Below are 18,295 nucleotides of genomic sequence, written 5' to 3'. Positions count from 1 at the left end.
GAATGAAGAAAGTGCTGCCTATCCTCGGTGCTGTCATTCTTGCGCTCACGTCGTGCACGACTCCGGTCTCCGAGCTTGGCCCGCTCGATCGGGAACCGCCCAGGGAGCCATCGAACAGTCCGCAATTCCAGCTGCCCGTCGAGGAAATGTCCTCTGAGGAGATCGTCAACCGTCAAGAAGTTGCGCTGCACTACCCGCCGCTGATGTATCTGGCCATGACCGGATTTTTTGCGGACCCTGCTGCCACGGAACGCATGGGATTCTGGCAGGGCGAAATCGAGCAGCGCGGCTACCACGGGTTGGTTGCATGGGCTGCCCAACGCTTTCAATACCAACAGGGCGGAACCCTTGCGCCTGAAGAGTTCTCTTTGGAAACGGATGGCTTGCCGGGCCCGTATCTGATCAAGTACACCTGTTCAGGCTCGGGCCGGACCGACGTTCGAATCAAGGACGGGCCAAAGATGCTGCGGCAAAAAATTGTCCAGTGCTCGACAGATCCGAATGTCGTGGAATTCGAACTTGACGAGAAAAATATCGAGAATCTGGTCATCGAGCTGATCCCGGAGCTCTCGGCTCCGGCGGGTTTTGAAGTCCAGGTCATCCAGTAGCTCCGGAAACACCCGGCGAAGACACGTGTTCGGCCGTCCCGGACGGCTTGTGGTACTAATGGGACGTAGTGACACGGGGTGCCGCCATGCGGCTGAGATAAAACCCGTCGAACCTGATCCAGTTAGCACTGGCGAAGGGAATGTCCTGGATACCTCGATGCCACGCATCTACGCCGGGGTCCCGTTCGCCTTGACACATCTTCAAGGAGTTCGAGCACCATGAACGCACACGCAGCAACCGACACCGCAGCTTCTTCCACCACCGCACTGCCGCTCAAGGAACAACTGGTGCTGGTCACCGGCGGCGCCCGCGGGCTGGGCGCGGCCATCAGCGCCGCTTTTCTGGACGCCGGGGCGAAGGTCGTCGTCAACTACCGCAGCTCGTCGCAGGCGGCCGAGGAACTTGCCGCCGCATTCCCCGGACAGGCGCTGGCATTGCAGGCCGACGTGCGCGACGCCGCCGGGCTGAAGGACCTGGCCGCCGCCGCGGCCGAGCACTTCGGCCGCCCGATCACCACCTTGGTCAACAACGCGCTGGTGGATTTCTCCTTCAACGCAGATGCCCGTTCCAAGGCAGACGAGCTGTCCGCCGAAGAGCTCACGGCCCAGTTCGCCGGTTCCGTGCTCGCACCTGTCGCCGCGATCCAGGCAGTGCTGCCGAGCATGCGCCAGGCGGGCTTCGGACGCATCGTCAACATCGGCACCAACCTGTTCCAGCACCCAGTGGTCCCGTACCACGACTACACCGCGACCAAGGCGGCGCTGCTCTCGCTGACCCGCACCTTCGCGGACGACCTGGGCCCGGAAGGCATCAACGTCAACATGGTTTCCGGAGGCCTGCTGCGCACCACGGATGCCTCGGCCGCCACTCCTGAAGAGGTCTTCGACCTGATCGCCTCCGGCACCCCGTTGCGCCGGGTGACCTCGCCGGCCGAGCTCGCCGACGCGGTGCTGTTCTTCGCCTCGCCGCTCTCGCGCGGGGTGACCGGACAGAACCTGATCGTCGACGGCGGCCTGGTCAAGGGATGAGCGCATCGAGGAAGCAGGCCCGGTTCAACCTGTTCATCTACGGCGCGGGGCACCACCAGGCGGCCTGGCGGGCGCCGGATTCCCCGGCCGAGCGGCTGGGCGAGACCGGGTACTACGTGGAACTGGCGCAGCTGGCCGAACGCGGCCTGCTGGACGCGGTGTTCCTGGCCGACGGCCAGGCCGTCTCCCCGGAGGCCGCGGCGGCCGGACCGACCTGGTTCTTCGAACCGTTCACGCTGCTGTCCGCGTTGAGCCAGCACACCAGCCGGATCGGCCTGGTCTGCACGGTGTCCTCCAGCTTCTACACCCCGTTCCACGCCGCGCGCATGCTGGCCAGCCTGGACCGGCTCTCCGGCGGCCGGGCCGGCGCCAATGTGGTCACCAGCATGTGGGATACCGAGGCGCAGAACCACGGGCGCGAAACCCTGGGCGACCATGCCTACCGCTACGGCCGCGCCGACGAGTTCATCACGGTGCTGCGGGGGCTGTTCGGATCCTACCCCTCAGCGGCGGTGCGGGCCGACCGCGCAGGCGTGTTCACCGACCCGCGGCAGCTGTCGGCCATCGACCACGCGGGCGAGCACTTCGGTGTGCGCGGGCCGCTGAATATCCCCGACGGGCCGCAAGGCTCCCCGGTGCTGTTCCAGGCAGGGGCCTCCGCCCAGGGGCGCGAGCTCGCGGCGGCCCATGCTGAGGCGATCTACGCGGTGGCCGCCGACCGGCAGATGGCGCTGGACTACGCACAGGACGTGCGGTCCCAGGCCGCCGCGGCCGGGCGCGATCCGCAGGCCCTGGCCATCATGCCGGGGCTGGTCGCCTACGTGGGCCGCACGCTGGAGGAGGCCAAGGACAAGCAGCGCCGGCTCAACGACCTGCTGCCCGTCGAGCAGGCACTGGCCCAGCTGGCGGTATTCGTTCAGCAGGACACCAGCGCCTGGGAGCTGGATGCACCGGTGCCCGAACTTCCCTCCGCCGCAGACTTCACCGGCCCGGCCGGACGCTACACGACGATCCTGCGGTTGATCGAGATCCACCAGCCGACGGTGCGCGAGCTGCTCGGGCTGCTGGCGGCCGGGGGAGGGCACTGCACCTTGGTCGGAACGCCGGAGATGATCGCCGACGAGATCGAGCTCTGGCTGGATACCGGGGCGGCTGACGGCTTCAACCTGATGCCGCCGAGCCTGCCCGACGGCTTGGCGGATTTCGTCGAGCTGGTGATCCCCGAGCTGCAGCGCCGCGGACGCTTCCGCACCGCCTACGAGCACCGCACGCTGCGCGGCAATCTGGGCCTGCCGGCGCCGGTGGCCGGGGGACGCGCTCGCCGGCCCGCATTAGGAGCTGGGTCGTGATGCGCTGGCGGGAAGACAAACGAAGTGGATTGCGTTCGTGGATTCTTCTCCGGGGCCGGCAGGCCGCCGGCACAGCGGTCAGCGCATCAGCCGTCCTTCGCGCAGCGTCCAGTAGGAGGAAATGTGGCTGGAGCGCTTCGACAGGTTCCAGCGCTCGCAGATGCGGCTGATGGCCTTGACGGTGCTTCGTTCAGCATGGGCCACGACACCCAGGCCTTGGCGCGGGACCGCCAGCGTCTGGAAAGCCTCGGCCAGGACGTCGCTGCGTCCTGCCGGCACGCCGTCGCGGGAAAGCCAGCGTAAATCAATGCCCTGGGGATGTTTCACGTCAAACATTGCTCCTTCGTTGGCAATTTCAAGCAGCGCCACACCCTGCGCGTACTCCGGCAGCGCTTCGAGGATCTTGGAGATCGCCGGTATCCCGGCTTCATCCGCGGCCAGCACATAGTAGTCGGCGCCCAGCTGGATGGAGGTCTTGCTGCGCGCCGGGGAAATGACCAGCGCCGCACCCGGTTCGACAGTGCCTGCCCAGTGCCCGACAGTTCCGGGCTCGCCGTGGATCACGAAGTCGATGGCCAGCTCATCGACCACCGGATCGATCCAGCGGATGGTGTAGGACTTCGAGCGCGGCACCTGCTCGCGCGGCAGGCGCTGGCGAAGCTCTCTCAGGTCGTAGGGCGGAACCAGCCCGAGGGCGGGATCCGCGGCATACACCTTGACGTATTCATCCAGTGCGCCGTTGGAGCGGTAGCCGTCGAGCTTCGGTGCGCTGGCCACGAGGCGCACCAGCTGGTCGCTGAGCTTCTGCACCCGGGTGATGGTCAGGACATGCTGGTCGACCTTGTGCCGAGGGGCTTCGACTTGGCTGACCGGCGGTGAATAGCGGGCCAACGGCTCCTCGTAGGTTTCGGAATACGGCCGCGTCTCCTGCGCGGCAGCGGGTGCTGCGTCAGACGCCGCGCCGGGAGCCGGCGGAGCGTAGTGGCTCGGCCTGAATGAGGTGCGCAGCGTCTTGTCCAGGACCTTGCGCGCCGCGGTGAGCGCCGCCGCGGCCCCGGCCCGTTCGGCGGCGGCCAGCAGTTCGTCGGTCTGCTGCTCGTTCAGCAGCGACCCCCTGGCGATGCTCTGGTACAGGTGTTCCTTGGCTGTTGCCTGCCCGGCTTGGGCTCCGGCCTTCTCGGCACGCTTGAGCACCTCAAGAGTCAGGCCCTCCTTGGCGGAGATGGACACCTGGGGGCCGTACTTGTTGTATTTGTGCTTCGACATGGTGTGCCTTCCCGCGCTGTTCGGGCTACTGCTCCTAGCCTGAGTATGAGCGAATCGGACCGGCCAGGCAAGGGCGAGTCCCACTGGCAGGGGTCTCTGCCGGCAGCCGGAAAACGCCCGCTTTGCGAAGAGGAATCCGCTTCCGTCCGATATTCGATTCGGTCGACAATAAGCAGGTCAGCTCACTAAAATTAGCTCCATGTCTGATACTTTGCCGCCATGCCCGAACTGCTCCAGCGAGTACGCCTACCAGATGGATGCGCTGCTGGTCTGCCCCGAATGCGGCCATGAATGGAACGCCGAGGCCGAGACGGCTGAAACTGCCATGGCGGTCGTCAAGGACGCCGTCGGAAACGTCCTGCAGGACGGGGATACCGTCAGCATCACCAAAACCATGAAGGTCAAGGGGGCGCAGAGTGCGCTGAAGGCCGGAACGAAGGTGCGCAATATCCGTCTGGTGCAGGGCACCGGAGACCACGACATCGCCGCCAAGGTCGACGGCTTCGGCCAGATGGAACTGAAGTCCTCGATCGTGAAGAAGATCTAGGTCTCGGATCTTTCCTGCTAGGTCAATGCCCGCCCCTTCGGTTGAAGGGGCGGGCATTTCCCTCTGCGCCTACTGTCCGGGGAGCGGGGCCGCCGGGACGGCCAAGCCGATGAGCTCGGCCAGCCGCTCGCGGGGCTGGTTCGCGCCGAATGCCGGCTGTCCGGGCTGCAGCCGCACGCCCTCGGCCAACGGGCCGATCGGCAGCGGGTCGAAGCCGAAGGCATCGATGATCCGGCTGGTTTCCTCCACGTCCGCGGAACGGTCGCCGGCCAGCGCAATGGCCTTGCGCTGCTCGGCGCCAGCTGGACGGGCTTCGTCCTCAAGGTCGTGGTAGCCCATGTGGTTGAATGCCTTCACGAGCCGCGAGCCCGGCAGGAAGTCCTGGATCAGCGCGGAGGTGGAAACCCCCGGGGTGTTCAGGTCGTCGCGGATCCCGTCGGTCTCCCACCAGTAGTTCATGGCGTCGATGACCAGCTTGCCCTGAAGCTGCGCGGCCGGGATGCTCCGGTACTTGCCCAGCGGCAGGGCGAGGATGACGATGTCGGCCTGGCCGGCGGCGGTGGCAGGGTCCACGGCGACCGCGCCCGGGGTCAGCACCTCGATGGTCAGCGCGATGGCGCTCGGGTCGCCGGATCCGGCGATGAGCACCTTATAGCCTGCCGCCAGCGCGCGGCGGGCGAGCACGGTGCCGATCTTGCCGGCGCCGAGGATGCCGATGGTCTGCTGCTCCATGTTCTCTGCCTCCTGGCTGCTTAGTTGTTGATCTTGGCTGGCTTCTCGGCGAGCATTTCGCGCACCAGCGGGATGACCTTGGTGCCGTAGAGTTCCACGGCCCGCAGACGGGCGCCGGCGTCCACTGCGCCGCCCGAGTAGATCAGGTCGAAACGTCCGATGTCCAGGCTCTGCACGGTGGTGGCGATCTTGCGCGCCACGGTCTCCGGGGAGCCGATGTACAGCGAACCTTCGGCGGCTTCATGCTCGAATTCGCTGCGGCTCATCGGGCTCCAGCCGCGCGAGGCGCCGATCCGGTCACGCTGTTCCTTGTAGGCGTCGAACATCAGCTCGCGGGCCAGCTCGTCGGTATCTGCCACGAAGCCGGGGGAGTGCAGGCCCACCGGAAGGGTCCCGTGCCCGAACTGGTCGTTGGCCCGGCGGTACAGGTCCACGTACGGGGCGAAGCGCTCCGGGGAGCCGCCGATCACGGCGAGCATCATGCGGAAGCCGTAGTGGGCGGTGCGGATCACCGACTGCGGCGAACCGCCCACGCCCACCCAGGTCTTCAGGCGCCCGGACTCGGTCTTCGGGAAGACCTCCACGTCCTGCAGCGCGGCGCGCGTGGTGCCGTTCCAGGTCACCGGCTTCTCGTTGAGCAGCTCGTTGAACAGGTTGATCTTCTCGTCGAAGAGGATTTCGTAGTCGGCCATGTCGTAGCCGAAGAGCGGGAAGGACTCGGTGAACGATCCGCGGCCCAGCATGACCTCGGCGCGCCCCTTGGACAGGGCGTCGACCGTGGCGAAGCGCTGGAAGACGCGCACCGGGTCGTCGGAGGAGAGCACCGTGACCCCGGAGCTGAGGCGGATGTTCTCGGTGGCTGTCGCGATGCCTGCCAGGACGGTTTCGGGGCTGGAGATGGCGTACTCAGGGCGGTGGTGCTCGCCCACGGCGATCACGTCCACGCCGGCCTGGTCTGCGACCACGGCTTCCTGCACCGTGGCGCGGATGGCCTGGGCATGCGATACCAGCTCGCCCGACGGCCCGCTGGGCACGTCGCCGAAGGTGTCGATGCCGAATTCGATGTTCTCGATGGCGTTCATCTGCAGTCCCCGTTTCCGAAATAGGTTGATAGCCCAATCATGCATCAAACTTGTTGACGTGTCAACTATAGGAGATGAGATGGTGCGCGGCGGCCCGGAAATGCGCGACGGCGGCCGCTCCCGAAGTGGGAGCGGCCGCCGTGGCGCGGCAGTACGGTCGGGGCTAGCCGAAGTACTTTTCCATGGTGCCTTCGTGGGCTTCGCGCAGGTCGTCCACCGAAACGGTGAACTCGCCCTGGACCTCCAGGGCGCCGGACTGCGCGTCGACGACACCCAGGCGGGCCACGGTGACGCCGCGGGCGCTGGTCATGTCGTTGAAACGGACCTCTTCGCTGCGCGGCACGGCCACCAGGGCGCGGGCCTGCGACTCGGAGAACAGCGCGGTGAACGCGTCGATGCCGTCGCGGGACTTGATCTCGTCAAGTGCCACGCGGGCGCCGACGCCGTAGCGCAGCACCATCTCGGACAGCGCGGCGGCCAGGCCGCCCTCCGAGAGGTCGTGCGCCGAGTCGATCATGCCGTCGCGGCTGGCGTTGATCAGGATCGCGCCCAGCGCCTTCTCGGCTGCCAGGTCGACCTTCGGCGGCAGGCCGCCGAGGTGTCCGCGCAGGTTGGCGAACTCGGAGCCGTCCAGCTCATCTTTGGTGGTGCCGATCAGGTAGATGGCCTGGCCGTCGGCCTCTTCGCGCCAGCCCGACGGGGTGCGGCGGGCGACGTCGTCCAGCTTGCCTAGGGTCGCAACCACCGGGGTCGGGTGGATGGCCTTGTCGCCGGTCTGGTTGTACAGCGAGACGTTGCCGCCGGTGACCGGGACACCCAGCTCCATGCAGGCGTCCGACAGGCCGCGGATGCCCTCTGCCAGCTGCCACATGACGTCCGGATCCTCGGGGGAGCCGTAGTTCAGGCAGTCGGAGACGGCCGCGGGGATGGCGCCGGAGGTGGCGACGTTGCGGTAGGACTCGGCCAGCGCCAGCTGGGCGCCGGCGTACGGGTCCAGGTAGGTGTAGCGGCCGTTGGCGTCGGTGGCGATGGCCACACCCAGGCCGGTTTCCTCGTCGATGCGGACCACGCCTGCATCATCCGGGGAGGCCAGGGCGGTGTTGCCGCCCACGTAGCGGTCGTACTGGCGGGTGATCCAGGATTTGTCGCACATGTTCGGGCTGGCAATCAGCTGAAGCACGGCGGCCTTGAGTTCTTCGCCGGATGCCGGAAGGTTCTTCCCGGCCTCCGAGGAACGGAAGGTGTCGGCCTGCAGGGCATCCTGCCATTCCGGGCGGGCGTACGGGCGGTTGTATTCCGGGCCGTCCACCGCAACGGTGCTCGGGTCCACGTCGACGATGACCTCGCCGTTCCAGGTGATGGTCAGGCGGTTGTCGTCGGTCACCTCGCCCAGCCAGGAGTACTCGACGTTCCACTTGGCCATAACGGCTTCGAAGGCTTCCACGTTCTGCGGGGAAACCACTGCCATCATGCGTTCCTGCGACTCGGACATCAGGATCTCGCCCGGGGTCAGGGTGGAGTCGCGCAGCAGCACGTTGGTCAGCTCGACATTCATGCCGCCGTCGCCGTTGGCCGCCAGTTCCGAGGTGGCGCAGGAGATGCCCGCGGCCCCCAGGTCCTGGATGCCCTCGACCAGCGAGGCCTTGAACAGCTCCAAGCAGCACTCGATGAGCACCTTCTCGGCGAACGGGTCGCCGACCTGCACTGCAGGGCGCTTGGACGGCTTGGTGTCGTCGAAGGACTCGCTGGCCAGCACCGAGGCGCCGCCGATGCCGTCGCCGCCGGTGCGGGCGCCGAAGAGCACCACCTTGTTGCCCACGCCGGAGGCGTTGGCCAGGCGCAGGTCCTCATGGCGCAGCGCGCCGACTGCCAGCGCGTTGACCAGAGGGTTGCCCTGGTAGATCGGGTCGAACACGGTCTCGCCGCCGATGTTCGGCAGGCCCAGCGAGTTGCCGTAGCCGCCGATGCCGGAGACCACGCCGTGCACCACGCGCTGCGAATCCTCGTGGTCGATCGCGCCGAAGCGCAGCGGATCCATCACGGCGATCGGGCGGGCGCCCATCGAGATGATGTCGCGCACGATGCCGCCGATGCCGGTGGCGGCACCCTGGTACGGCTCCACGTAGGACGGGGAGTTGTGCGACTCGATCTTGAACGTCACGGCCCAGCCGTCGCCGAGGTCGGTGACACCGGCGTTTTCGCCCATGCCGACCATCAGGTCCTTCTTCATCTCGGGCGTGACCTTTTTGCCGAACTGGCTCAGGTGGGTCTTGGTGGACTTGTAGGAGCAGTGCTCGGACCACATGACCGAGTACATCGCCAGCTCCGCCGCGGTCGGGCGGCGGCCCAGGATCTTGACGATCTCGGCGAATTCGTTGTCCTTCAGGCCCAGCTCGGCCCACGGCAGCTCGACCTCGGGGGTCACTGCCGCGTTATCGACGGTGTCGATGTTGAATGCTTGAGTCTGCTCGCTCACTTCTTGCCTCCAACGAGGTGGGTCAAAACACTGGTGAAGAACGTCAGGCCGTCGGTGCCGCGGTGATCCGGGCCGAAGCCTGCCTCGATGGCGTGCTCCGGGTGCGGCATGAGGCCCACGACGTTGCCCGCCTCGTTGGTGATGCCGGCGATCGAGCGGCGCGAGCCGTTCGGGTTCCAGCCCACGTAGGAGAATGCGACGCGGCCTTCGCCCTGAAGCATGTCCAGGGTCTTCTCGTCGGCGACGTACTGGCCGTCCTGGTTCTTCAGGACGATGGTGATCTCCTGGCCGGCTTCGTAGCCGTTGGTCCAGGCGGTCTGGTTGTTCTCCACGCGCAGCACCTGGTCGCGGCAGATGAACTTCAGGTGGTCGTTCTTGATCATCGAGCCGGGCAGCAGGTGCGCCTCGGTGAGGATCTGGAAGCCGTTGCAGATGCCCAGCACGGGCAGCTTGGCGTCCGAGTTCGCGGCGTCCACGATCTTGCCCATCATCGGGGCGAAGCGGGAGATGGCGCCTGCGCGCAGGTAGTCGCCGTAGGAGAAGCCGCCGGGGATCACCACGGCGTCGACGTCCTGCAGGTCGGTGTCGGCGTGCCACAGGGACACTGCCTGGGCGCCGGCGGCGCGCACTGCACGTGCTGCGTCGCGGTCGTCGAGGGTGCCCGGGAAGGTCACCACGCCGATGCGGGCGCCCGACAGTTCAGCGGTTGGCGTCGAGTAGTCGCCAATCAGGGGAAGTTCGGTGCTCATTAGTCCGCAACGACCTCGACGTTGACAACATCTTCGATGACCGGGTTGGACAGCAGGGTCTCGGCGGCCTCGCGGGCCTGGGCCAGGATTGCGTCGGTCACCTCGCCGTCTACGGTGAGTTCAAAGCGCTTGCCCTGACGGACGGCCTCGAAGGAGTTGAATCCCAGGCGGGGCAGTGCTCCCGCAATGGCCTTACCCTGGGGGTCAAGGATTTCTGGCTTGAGCATGACATCTACAACGATGCGGGGCATCCGGCGTATCTCCTGTGCGCGAAGGGGTTAAATGCCACACGGAGACGTGCCGTCTCACACCAAGGGGATTTGGCGCTCCGCGAGCTTGCCTACCCAGTCTAGCGGGAATGTGACGGGTAAAACCGGCCAGTGCAGGCCTAGAACTGTTTCTCCTAGTTATTCGCCATGTGATTTTAGGCTCATGAACCGATTTCCGGGTGCCGCGCGTAAGCTGGACGGATGGAAATCACAGCCGACAGCCCCTGCCCCTGCCGAGCGCTCGACGCGGACCAGGCCAGCTATGCGCAATGCTGCCAGCCGTTCCACGAGCACCGGGCCTCGGGGCAGGTGCTGCCGGCGACCGCCGAGCAGCTGATGCGCTCGCGCTACAGCGCCTTCGTGCTGGGCCTGGCCGATTACCTGCTGCAGTCCTGGCATGAAACCACCCGGCCGGCAGAGCTGCTGCTGGACGAGGACCTGCACTGGGAAGGGCTCGACATCGTGAAGACCCGCTCCGGTGGGGCCCAGGCGTCCCGTGGGGTCGTGGAGTTCACCGCGCACTATTCCCAGGACGGGCAGCGCGGAAGCCAGCATGAGGTGAGCACGTTCGTGCGCGAGAACGGGGCCTGGTTCTACCTCGACGCGCTCTACTAGCTGCTGGCCGCCACGAGCATGTTCAGCATCTGCGTCTGCTGGCGTTCCCTGGCCAGCGTGAAGGCATCCGATCCGGTCTGGTCCTTCAGCGTCGGATTCGCTCCGTGGGTCACCAGCAAGCGGGCGATGGTGATGGAATTCGTGGTTCCCTGGCCCAGCACGATGGTTTCGTGCAGCGCCGTCCAGCCCAGGTCGTTGACGTGGTCGACGGGAATGTCGGTCTTCAGCAGCGCCCGCACGGAACCGACCTGACCGTTCTCGGCGGCCACCGACAACGCGGTGCCGCCCACGCGGTTGGTCGAGCGGGTGTCGGCGCCCTTGTCCAGGAATGCGCTCAGCGTGCTGACCATGCCCGAGGCGCTGGCCCGCAGGAATGGCGACTCCTGGTAATCGTCCTTGGCATTCGGATCCGAGCCCGCATCCAGCAGGTGCTTGCAAATGGCTGCATTTCCCACGATCACCGCCCGCATCAGCGGCGTGCGCCCGGAGGAATCCTTGGCGTGCAGATCAGCTCCGGCCTTGACTGCCTTGCGCACCGCATCCGGCTTGCCGTCCTCGATCGCGCGGTACAGCGCCGAGGTCTGCTTTGAGAGGCTGGCGGCCGCAGTCGGCAGCGCGCTGAGCGTCGCCCCCGCCACCGCGCCGGAGGACAGCGGCGCAACGCTCGCCGTGGGCGCAGCAGGGGCAACCGGGGCAGTGGTTTTCGGGGCCGCCGTGGGTTCCACCGATTCGGCGCCGGCGGCGGACTTCTTCGCTTCGGCTTGCGCCTGCGTCGTGGCCGGAGCCGGGGACGCGGAGGACGCCGGGGAAGCAGGTTTTTCAGCGGAGGGCGACGGGCTGGACTGGACGCTTTCGGCCTGCGGCGCCGCTGGCCCGCACGCGGTGCAGGCGCCGATGACGGCGGCCAGCGGAAGAGCCAGCAACGCAACACCGCGACGGGTCGTGGTGAATCCGGTACGAGGTGCCATCGTTCCTTTCGCGGTCCGCAAACCTCGTTCGCAGCCGCAACGCGGCGTTGAACACTGTTCGGTAACTTACGTGATCTGCAATTGAGCTTAGCGCTCGAAGCTGAAAATTTGCGGGCAATCCGCGTCGAGAACTCTTGGCGTTCCGCCCCCGGGTTCTTCGCTAAAATCGTAGGCACCATGGAATGCCTTTATTTCTCCGCCGACCGCTGCCGCTCCTGCACCCTGATGACGGTGCCCTACGACCGACAGCTGCAGTCGAAGGTGGACCGCTGCCAGGAGCTGCTCTCGGGTTTCGGGCAGCTGACCTTCCTGCCTGCCCAGGCGAGCCCCGAGCAGGGTTTCAGGAACAAGGCCAAGATGGTCATCTCCGGCACCACGGACAACCCCACCATCGGCATCCTCGACGCCGATGGCCACGGTGTTGACTTGAGAAACTGCGGTGTCATCGATCCCGCCCTGCGGGCCATGTTCCCGGTCATCGAACGCTTCATCCACGAGCTGAAGCTGATCCCCTATGACGTGCCCAAGCGCAAGGGTGAATTGAAGCACGTGATCCTGACCCTCTCGGACACCGGGGCGATCATGGTCCGCTGGGTGCTGCGCACCAAAAAGCACTTCGTGGCCCTGCGCAACTCGCTGCCGCAGTTCGTGGAGAAGATGCCCCCGGGCTCGGTGGTGTCGGTGAATTTCCTGCCCGAGCACAAGGCGGTGCTCGAAGGGCAGGAGGAGATCATCCTCACGCGCCGCACCACACTGCAATTCGAGCTCAACGGCATCCCCATGCACCTGCGTCCGCAGGGCTTCTTCCAGACCAACACCCACATCGCGGCGGCGCTCTACCGCCAGGCCCGCCAGTGGATCAACGACGTGGATCCGGAAAGCATCTGGGACCTGTACAGCGGCGTGGGCGGCTTCGCCCTGCACTGCGCCGGCGAAGGCCGTACCGTGCACGGCATCGAGACCAGCACCGAGGCAGTCGAAGCCGCCGCCACCAGTGCCCGCAGCCTGGGCCTGGAGGGCGTGGAATTCATCGCCGGCGACGCCACCGAGTACGCGCTGGGCGCGGGATGGGCCCCTGACGCGGTCATCGTGAATCCTCCGCGCCGCGGCATCTCCGCCGAGCTGGCCGCCTGGCTGAACGATTCGGACGTCGAGCACCTGGTCTATTCCAGCTGCAACGCCGAATCGCTGGCCCGCGACCTCAAGCGCCTGGACAAGTTCACCCCGCAGCTGGCCCGCGTCATGGACATGTTCCCGCAGACCGAGCACTACGAGGTCATCGTCAAGCTCCAGCGCAGCGCGGCCTGAAGTCCCGCTAGCGGTCCAGCGTCGCGGTGCGCCGGTCCAATCGGCCCATGATCTCGTCGACCAGATGCGGATCGACATTCGGCTCGCGCCGCGCCTTGAGCAGCTCGGCACGGGCAGCCTGCAGCGCGATGCCCTGAATGGCGTCGGCCTTGGCGATCACCGCGCGGATCTGCGTGTACTTCTCGTCGGTGATCGCATCGTGCGGGTCCGGGTCGGTGGCCAGGATGGTGTGCAGCGAATTCATGCGCCGGCGCACCGCCTGCTGGTAGTTCTCCGGCAAATCCTGCAGCTCCACGTTCTTCTTCAGCGTCGCAATGGCCACTGCCTCGGCCCGGCGGGCCAGCGCGCGGCGCGCCCGCTTGGTGTCCTGCTCATTGCCGCGCAGCTTCAGCACACGCATCAGCGCCGGCAGCGTCAGCCCAGGGATCACCAGGGTCATCAGCAGCACCGAGCACGCGGCGACCACCACGAAGTTGCGTCCCTCGATCGGCGCGCCGTCGGCGGTGACCTTGGGCAGCGCCAGCGCCAGGGCAAGCGTGGCCAGCCCGCGCATGCCGCACCAGGTGAGCACCAGCGTGTCCTTGGCGGCGGAGATCTTGGGGTTCTTGCGGTTGGGCAGGTAGTAGGTGGCGAACATCCACACGGCGCGCACGCCGATCACGACCACGCAGATCGCGATAATGCCCGGGATGAAGCCCAGCAGGTTGCTGCCCTCCTCCTGGATCACCGAGTTCATCTCGATGCCCATCAGGCCGAAGGCCAGGCCGGTGGCCAGCATCTCCAGCACCTCCCAGAAGGCGTGGCGGGTCAGCCGCTCCTGCGAATCCTGCGGGCGGTCGCGGCGCACCATTTCCAGCGCGGTCACCACCACGGCGATGACACCCGAGACGTGCACCTCCTCGGCCAGCATGTAGACCGCGTAGGGGGCCACCAGGGTCGCGGCGCAACGGGCCGCGAGGTTCGGCACGAAGCGGTTCAGCGCGCCAATCAGCCAGCCCATGGCCAGACCCAGGACCACCGCGCCGGCCGCGCCGAGCAGGAACTGCGGGATGATTTCCAGCCCGACCTCGGACTGGTTCTCGGTGGCCTGCACCGCGAGCTGGAAGATCACGATGGCCATCGCGTCGTTGAACAGGCCCTCGGTTTCCAGCAGCGAGGTCAGCCGCCGCGGCATCTTCACCTTGGTGGCAATCGCGTCCACCGCCACCGGGTCGGGCGGGGCGACCACGGCGCCAAGCGCCAGCGCCAGCGGAATCGAGGCGATGGGGGCGAAGGCCCAGGCCGCAGCGGCGACCAGCCCGGCGGTGACCACGATGAGGATCACGGCAAGGCGGATCAGCGCCTTCCAGCGGAACCGGAACACCGACCAGCTGCTGCGCTGCGCCGTGGCGAAGAGCAACGGCGGCAGGAAGATCGGCAGGATCAGCTCCGGATCGATGTGCATCTCCGGCATGAAGGGCAAAAAGCCCGCCAGCGTCGCGAAGATCAGCATCAGGATGGGATAGGGGAGCTTGATCCGCTCGCCAATACCCACGATCAGGATCGTGGCGAACAACAGTGCAATGACCAGCAGGAAAAACTCCATAGTCTTCCTATTCTAGTTCTCAGCCCCGCAGGATCAGGGATTTTAGTTGCTGTTTAACGCGCCATCGCCCAGTAGCGGGGCCGCGGCAGCCCAGTCGTCGATGGCGCAGCCGTTGTGCCGGTCGAAGGAGACGCTCACGCTGCGCCCGGCCAGCGTCCCGGTGATCTGCGCGGTGTCGGGGCCTCCGTAGATCTCGGTGCAGATCCGGTTCTGGTTGGCCGCGGGGGAGAGCACGGCGGGGTTGGAAGCGAGCAGCGCGCAGGCCGCCTCGGCGGTGGGCAGGGTGCTGCCCGCGCCGACCTGCTCGCCCTGGCACCGCAGCCGGTATTCGCCGGATACCGTCGCGCCGTCATTGCGGACCAGGATCTCCAGGTCCGTCGGGGAAGCCTGGGGTTCCGCCGCGGAACAGCTGGCCAGCGCAATTCCGGCGGCGAGCGCCGCGGCCGCAATCAACAACCCGGAGGCCAGCGGAGGCTGGCGTTTCAGCGTCTGCGCATCATCCATGGGCTCATTCTGCACGCCAGCCGCGCACATTGCCAGAGGTCGTGGCCGCAGGGCCGATCGGTCCGTTTATTCGGGCAGCACCAGGGCATTGGCCACCTCCAGCAGCCGGGCGCGCAGCACCTCGGCCCGCTGCGCGAAGTCCTTCTGCAGGCGCACGTACTCGGCCTTGCCCTCCGGGGTTTCGATGCGGATCGGCTCATGGCCCCAGTCGACCAAGTCGTAGGGGGAGGCCTGCATGTCCATGGTGCGGATGTCCCACGCCAGCTCGAAGCAGTCCATTACCAGGTCGCTGGGCACCGCGGGCGTGAGCTTGTACGCCCACTTGTACAGGTCCATGTTCGCGTGCAGGCAGCCGGGCTGCTCCAGGTCGCGCTGGGTATCACGGGTCGGCTGCAGCTCGTTGAGCGGCGCGGCCTGCGGGGTGTAGAAGCGGAACGCGTCGAAATGCGTGCAGCGGATCCGGTGCGATTCGACCACCTCGTCCGTGCCGGCGGCGCCCAGCCGCAAGGGCAGGTACTCGTGGCGGATGCCGTTGACCTCGGACTTGTAGGCCATGGCCCACTCGTGCAGGCCGAAGCAGGCGAAATTGCCCGGACGCTGCGCGGTACCGGCGAGGATGATGCGGGCGAACCGGATGGCCTCGGTGCGGGCCTGGCCGAAGGCCTCGGCATCCAAAGCCCAGCCGGGTCCGGCGGCGGTGTCCACCGGCCGATAGAACTTCCAGCTCTCGCGCTGCGCGGCCTCGGGCCCGGAAAGCACCACATCCATCCCGGGATGCCAGCGGTAGAGCTGGCCGGGCTTCTGCGTGTAGTAGGTGAACAGGAAGTCCTCGATGGGGTGCTTGCGCCCCTTCATCCTGCGGGCCACGAAGGGCTCGCCGAAGGCGCGGGCGCGCTGCTCGTGCGCGGCCGCCCGGGACAGCCAGTCGGCGGGAGCAAGGACCTCAAGGGTTTGGGGCATGGCTCAATTATCCGGTCTCGTGCGCGGCAACTCCACCTTTGGTACGCCAGTTCACACCTCCCCCAAACGCCGGGGGAGGCTGGCGGACGGCGCCGCGGCTGCGCATACTGCAAGGCAGGAACACCAAAAACCCAGGAGGCCGCACGATGAAGGAACCATTATGGGAGCCGCCGCTGGCCGGCACGGAAGCGCAGCACCTGTTCGGCATGCTTGACCGGCTGCGCGCGACCTTCCGCTACAAGGCCGACGGGCTGGGCATCGAGCAGCTGCGCTTCAGGCTTGCGTCCAGCGCGCTGAGCCTGGGCGGGCTGCTGCAGCACCTGGCCGCCGTGGAGGACGAGAAGTTCATCTGGCTGATCGCCCGGCGCAAGCCCGAAACGCTGCTGGCGCTGACCGCGGACGGGACCGACCAGTTCCAGGTCGTTGGCGAGGATCCCGCTGCGGTCTACCGGATCTACGACCGCGCCGTGGCCGCCAGCCGGGAGATCCAGCTCGAACTGCTGGAACCCGGGGCGCTGGAGAAGCCCAGCGCGCTGGATTTCGGCGGCGAACACCCCAGCATCCGTCGGCTGGTGTGCGACGTGATCGAGGAATACGGCAGGCATGCCGGCCATGCGGACCTGCTGCGCGAGGCGCTGGACGGCCGCGTCGGCGAGGACCCGCCCTGGGACTACCTGCCGCCGTGGTATCCGCGCAGCTGAAGGCAAAAAGCTGCGGCCCGCACCGCCACCGATCGGGTGGAGGTGCGGGCCGCGGTGGCGGCGGATGCCGGGGGCAGATCCGACAGGCGCCTAGCCCATGGCGATCGCGCCGAACAGCACGCCGGAGGCGAGCATAACCAGGCTGACCACCAGTGCACGCCACAACACCTTCTTGTGGTGGTCGCCCAGGTCCACGCGGGCCAGGGAGACCAGCAGGAGGATTGCCGGGACGAGCGGGGACTGCATGTGCACCGGCTGGCCGGTGATGGAGGCGCGGGCCATGTCCACCGCTGGAACTCCGAAGTGCGCGCCGGCCTCGGTGAGCACCGGCAGGATGCCGAAGTAGAAGGCGTCGTTGCTCATGAAGAAGGTTGCCGGGATGGAGATCAGGCCGGTGATCACCGCCATGTACTGGCCCAGCGAATCAGGGATGATCGTCACCAGCCACTGGCTCATCGCGTCGACCATGCCGGTGCCGGACAGCACGCCGGTGAGCACCGCGGCCCCGAGCACCATGGAGACTACCGCGATAATCTCGCTGGAGTGCGAGGCGATCATCTTGACCTGGTCGGAGACCTTCGGGAAGTTGACCACCAGTGCGATGGCGGTGCCGATCATGAACAGGTAGGACAGCGGCAGCACGTCCACGACCAGCAGCACCATGATGGCAACGGTCAGCGCGAGGTTGAAGAAGAACAGCTTCGGGCGCAGGGTTTCGCGGTTCGGATCCAGCACGGTGCCGTCCATGGTCGCGGTTTCGGTGCCGTCGCCCTTGGTGGCTACGGCTTCCAGCACGGCGATCGGGGAACCGGACACGCCGCCCCGGGTCTTGCCGCCCTTGCCGGAACCGCCCTGGCCGCCGGCGAGGTTGCCGCCGCCGAACGAGGTGCCCCACAGCTCGGGATGCTCGCGCTGCATGCGGCGGCGCTCGGCGATACCCATCTGCCAGGCGAAGATGCCGATGACCACCAGGGCGATGCCCAGCGACGGGAGCATCGGGACGAACACGTCGGAGGCCTCGACCCCCAGCGCCGCGGCGGCGCGGGCGGTCGGACCGCCCCACGGGACGATGTTCAGCGTGCCGTTGGTCAGGCCAGCCACGCAGGTCAGCACAACAGGGCTCAGGCCCAGGCGCTGGTAGATCGGCAACAGGGCCGCGGTCACCACGATGAAGGTGGTGGAGCCGTCGCCGTCCAGCGAGATCACCGCGGTCAGCAGGGCGGTGCCCACGACGACCTTGGCCGGGTCGTTGCCGACCAGCTTCTGGATGCCGGCGACCAGCCGGTCGAAGAGCCCGACGTCGATCATCAGGCCGAAGTACATGATGGCGAACATCAGCAGCGCCGCGGTGCCGGACATCGACTTGATGGCGTCCATGATCATGTCGCCCAGGCCGAAGCCGGCGCCGGCGAACAGGCCGAACGCGGTCGGGACGATGATCAGCGCCAGCAGCGGGGTCATGCGTTTGGTCATGATCAGGACCATGAAGGTGATGACCATGAGGAATCCGAGTGCAACGAGCATTGCCCCGACCTCCTTGGATCTGT

The 18,295-nt window shown here is 67.0% G+C and carries 18 protein-coding genes and 1 riboswitch; of the genes, 7 read left to right on the top strand and 11 right to left on the bottom strand.

Annotated elements, in window-relative coordinates:
* Positions 1-2: 2 nt before the first annotated feature.
* The 3 genes from ATC04_RS16600 to ATC04_RS16590 all read left to right on the top strand — a co-directional run bounded on the left by ATC04_RS16600 (position 3) and on the right by ATC04_RS16590 (position 2,986).
* The gene (locus tag ATC04_RS16600) at positions 3-608 is read left to right on the top strand and encodes a hypothetical protein (RefSeq protein WP_152666765.1); all 606 of its coding nucleotides are present in this window, start codon (positions 3-5) and stop codon (positions 606-608) included.
* A 64-nt stretch (positions 609-672) separates the two neighbouring features.
* Positions 673-766, top strand: a riboswitch (TPP riboswitch).
* A 61-nt stretch (positions 767-827) separates the two neighbouring features.
* Entirely contained in the window at positions 828-1,637 is an 810-nt protein-coding gene (locus ATC04_RS16595) for a 3-oxoacyl-ACP reductase (RefSeq protein ID WP_047118092.1), read from the top strand.
* On the top strand, positions 1,634-2,986 hold the full coding sequence (locus tag ATC04_RS16590; RefSeq protein ID WP_047118091.1) for an NtaA/DmoA family FMN-dependent monooxygenase: 1,353 nt from the start codon (positions 1,634-1,636) through the stop codon (positions 2,984-2,986). Before ATC04_RS16595 ends, ATC04_RS16590 begins: the two co-directional genes overlap by 4 nt.
* Before the next feature lie 78 nt (positions 2,987-3,064).
* On the opposite strand, the gene ATC04_RS16585 is transcribed toward ATC04_RS16590, so the two are convergent.
* Positions 3,065-4,252, bottom strand: coding sequence for a siderophore-interacting protein (locus ATC04_RS16585; RefSeq protein WP_047118090.1), 1,188 nt, complete (start codon positions 4,250-4,252; stop codon positions 3,065-3,067).
* Between the two features lie 199 nt (positions 4,253-4,451).
* Between ATC04_RS16585 and ATC04_RS16580 the strand changes: the two genes are divergently transcribed.
* Positions 4,452-4,799, top strand: a complete 348-nt coding sequence (locus tag ATC04_RS16580) for a zinc ribbon domain-containing protein YjdM (protein ID WP_047118089.1) — start codon at positions 4,452-4,454, stop codon at positions 4,797-4,799.
* Positions 4,800-4,868: 69 nt separating this feature from the next.
* On the opposite strand, the gene ATC04_RS16575 is transcribed toward ATC04_RS16580, so the two are convergent.
* From ATC04_RS16575 to purS, 5 genes are all read right to left on the bottom strand, one after another.
* A complete protein-coding gene (locus ATC04_RS16575) occupies positions 4,869-5,531 on the bottom strand; it encodes an NAD(P)-binding domain-containing protein (RefSeq protein WP_047118088.1) in 663 nt (220 codons plus the stop codon).
* 20 nt (positions 5,532-5,551) lie between these two features.
* Positions 5,552-6,613, bottom strand: a complete 1,062-nt coding sequence (locus ATC04_RS16570) for an LLM class flavin-dependent oxidoreductase (RefSeq protein WP_197413546.1) — start codon at positions 6,611-6,613, stop codon at positions 5,552-5,554.
* Positions 6,614-6,776: 163 nt separating this feature from the next.
* Positions 6,777-9,089 carry a phosphoribosylformylglycinamidine synthase subunit PurL gene (gene purL, locus ATC04_RS16565; protein WP_047118087.1) on the bottom strand — a complete coding sequence of 771 codons (2,313 nt, stop codon included), beginning with the start codon at positions 9,087-9,089 and terminating at the stop codon, positions 6,777-6,779.
* Complete coding sequence (gene purQ, locus ATC04_RS16560) at positions 9,086-9,838, bottom strand: phosphoribosylformylglycinamidine synthase subunit PurQ (RefSeq protein ID WP_047118086.1); 753 nt, start codon at positions 9,836-9,838, stop codon at positions 9,086-9,088. Before purQ ends, purL begins: the two co-directional genes overlap by 4 nt.
* Positions 9,838-10,089, bottom strand: coding sequence for a phosphoribosylformylglycinamidine synthase subunit PurS (purS, locus tag ATC04_RS16555; RefSeq protein ID WP_047118085.1), 252 nt, complete (start codon positions 10,087-10,089; stop codon positions 9,838-9,840). Before purS ends, purQ begins: the two co-directional genes overlap by 1 nt.
* 219 nt (positions 10,090-10,308) lie before the next feature.
* On the opposite strand from purS, the gene ATC04_RS16550 reads away from it, so the two are divergent.
* Positions 10,309-10,722: a YchJ family metal-binding protein gene (locus ATC04_RS16550; protein WP_047118084.1), complete on the top strand. Its 414-nt coding sequence runs from the start codon at positions 10,309-10,311 to the stop codon at positions 10,720-10,722.
* On the opposite strand, the gene ATC04_RS16545 is transcribed toward ATC04_RS16550, so the two are convergent.
* The gene (locus ATC04_RS16545) at positions 10,719-11,690 is read right to left on the bottom strand and encodes an ankyrin repeat domain-containing protein (protein ID WP_052772213.1); all 972 of its coding nucleotides are present in this window, start codon (positions 11,688-11,690) and stop codon (positions 10,719-10,721) included. The two genes, ATC04_RS16550 and ATC04_RS16545, sit on opposite strands and share 4 nt — an antisense overlap.
* Positions 11,691-11,867: 177 nt before the next feature.
* Between ATC04_RS16545 and ATC04_RS16540 the strand changes: the two genes are divergently transcribed.
* On the top strand, positions 11,868-12,998 hold the full coding sequence (locus tag ATC04_RS16540; RefSeq protein WP_047118083.1) for a methyltransferase domain-containing protein: 1,131 nt from the start codon (positions 11,868-11,870) through the stop codon (positions 12,996-12,998).
* A 7-nt stretch (positions 12,999-13,005) separates the two neighbouring features.
* On the opposite strand, the gene ATC04_RS16535 is transcribed toward ATC04_RS16540, so the two are convergent.
* The 3 genes from ATC04_RS16535 to ATC04_RS16525 form a co-directional block, all read right to left on the bottom strand.
* Positions 13,006-14,583 carry a sodium:proton antiporter gene (locus tag ATC04_RS16535; RefSeq protein WP_047118082.1) on the bottom strand — a complete coding sequence of 526 codons (1,578 nt, stop codon included), beginning with the start codon at positions 14,581-14,583 and terminating at the stop codon, positions 13,006-13,008.
* 42 nt (positions 14,584-14,625) lie between these two features.
* Positions 14,626-15,087 carry a hypothetical protein gene (locus tag ATC04_RS16530; RefSeq protein WP_052772212.1) on the bottom strand — a complete coding sequence of 154 codons (462 nt, stop codon included), beginning with the start codon at positions 15,085-15,087 and terminating at the stop codon, positions 14,626-14,628.
* Between the two features lie 66 nt (positions 15,088-15,153).
* Positions 15,154-16,047 carry a hypothetical protein gene (locus ATC04_RS16525; protein ID WP_047118081.1) on the bottom strand — a complete coding sequence of 298 codons (894 nt, stop codon included), beginning with the start codon at positions 16,045-16,047 and terminating at the stop codon, positions 15,154-15,156.
* Between the two features lie 146 nt (positions 16,048-16,193).
* Between ATC04_RS16525 and ATC04_RS16520 the strand changes: the two genes are divergently transcribed.
* Positions 16,194-16,748 (top strand): DUF664 domain-containing protein, encoded by a 555-nt coding sequence (locus tag ATC04_RS16520; RefSeq protein WP_047118080.1) that lies wholly within the window; start codon positions 16,194-16,196, stop codon positions 16,746-16,748.
* A 90-nt stretch (positions 16,749-16,838) separates the two neighbouring features.
* Here the strand turns inward: ATC04_RS16520 and ATC04_RS16515 are convergent, their stop codons facing one another.
* Positions 16,839-18,272, bottom strand: a complete 1,434-nt coding sequence (locus tag ATC04_RS16515; protein WP_047118079.1) for an SLC13 family permease — start codon at positions 18,270-18,272, stop codon at positions 16,839-16,841.
* Positions 18,273-18,295 lie beyond the last annotated feature (23 nt).

It is taken from the genome of Arthrobacter sp. YC-RL1, assembly GCF_001454985.1.
Taxonomy (GTDB): Bacteria; Actinomycetota; Actinomycetes; order Actinomycetales; family Micrococcaceae; genus Glutamicibacter; species Glutamicibacter soli.
The sequence above is the reverse complement of the archived record's forward strand: the minus strand, read 5'-3'. Positions and strand labels throughout refer to the sequence as shown.

What these genes read in the sequence shown, in the direction of transcription:
- ATC04_RS16595 (WP_047118092.1), top strand. Translation starts at nt 828, where the DNA reads ATGAACGCACACGCAGCAACCGACACCGCAGCTTCTTCCACCACCGCA.
- ATC04_RS16545 (WP_052772213.1), bottom strand. Translation starts at nt 11,690, where the DNA reads ATGGCACCTCGTACCGGATTCACCACGACCCGTCGCGGTGTTGCGTTG.
- ATC04_RS16535 (WP_047118082.1), bottom strand. Translation starts at nt 14,583, where the DNA reads ATGGAGTTTTTCCTGCTGGTCATTGCACTGTTGTTCGCCACGATCCTG.
- ATC04_RS16520 (WP_047118080.1), top strand. Translation starts at nt 16,194, where the DNA reads ATGAAGGAACCATTATGGGAGCCGCCGCTGGCCGGCACGGAAGCGCAG.
- ATC04_RS16530 (WP_052772212.1), bottom strand. Translation starts at nt 15,087, where the DNA reads ATGGATGATGCGCAGACGCTGAAACGCCAGCCTCCGCTGGCCTCCGGG.
- ATC04_RS16585 (WP_047118090.1), bottom strand. Translation starts at nt 4,252, where the DNA reads ATGTCGAAGCACAAATACAACAAGTACGGCCCCCAGGTGTCCATCTCC.
- purQ (WP_047118086.1), bottom strand. Translation starts at nt 9,838, where the DNA reads ATGAGCACCGAACTTCCCCTGATTGGCGACTACTCGACGCCAACCGCT.
- ATC04_RS16515 (WP_047118079.1), bottom strand. Translation starts at nt 18,272, where the DNA reads ATGCTCGTTGCACTCGGATTCCTCATGGTCATCACCTTCATGGTCCTG.
- ATC04_RS16600 (WP_152666765.1), top strand. Translation starts at nt 3, where the DNA reads ATGAAGAAAGTGCTGCCTATCCTCGGTGCTGTCATTCTTGCGCTCACG.
- ATC04_RS16590 (WP_047118091.1), top strand. Translation starts at nt 1,634, where the DNA reads ATGAGCGCATCGAGGAAGCAGGCCCGGTTCAACCTGTTCATCTACGGC.
- ATC04_RS16540 (WP_047118083.1), top strand. Translation starts at nt 11,868, where the DNA reads ATGGAATGCCTTTATTTCTCCGCCGACCGCTGCCGCTCCTGCACCCTG.
- ATC04_RS16575 (WP_047118088.1), bottom strand. Translation starts at nt 5,531, where the DNA reads ATGGAGCAGCAGACCATCGGCATCCTCGGCGCCGGCAAGATCGGCACC.
- ATC04_RS16570 (WP_197413546.1), bottom strand. Translation starts at nt 6,613, where the DNA reads ATGAACGCCATCGAGAACATCGAATTCGGCATCGACACCTTCGGCGAC.
- ATC04_RS16580 (WP_047118089.1), top strand. Translation starts at nt 4,452, where the DNA reads ATGTCTGATACTTTGCCGCCATGCCCGAACTGCTCCAGCGAGTACGCC.
- ATC04_RS16525 (WP_047118081.1), bottom strand. Translation starts at nt 16,047, where the DNA reads ATGCCCCAAACCCTTGAGGTCCTTGCTCCCGCCGACTGGCTGTCCCGG.
- ATC04_RS16550 (WP_047118084.1), top strand. Translation starts at nt 10,309, where the DNA reads ATGGAAATCACAGCCGACAGCCCCTGCCCCTGCCGAGCGCTCGACGCG.
- purS (WP_047118085.1), bottom strand. Translation starts at nt 10,089, where the DNA reads ATGCCCCGCATCGTTGTAGATGTCATGCTCAAGCCAGAAATCCTTGAC.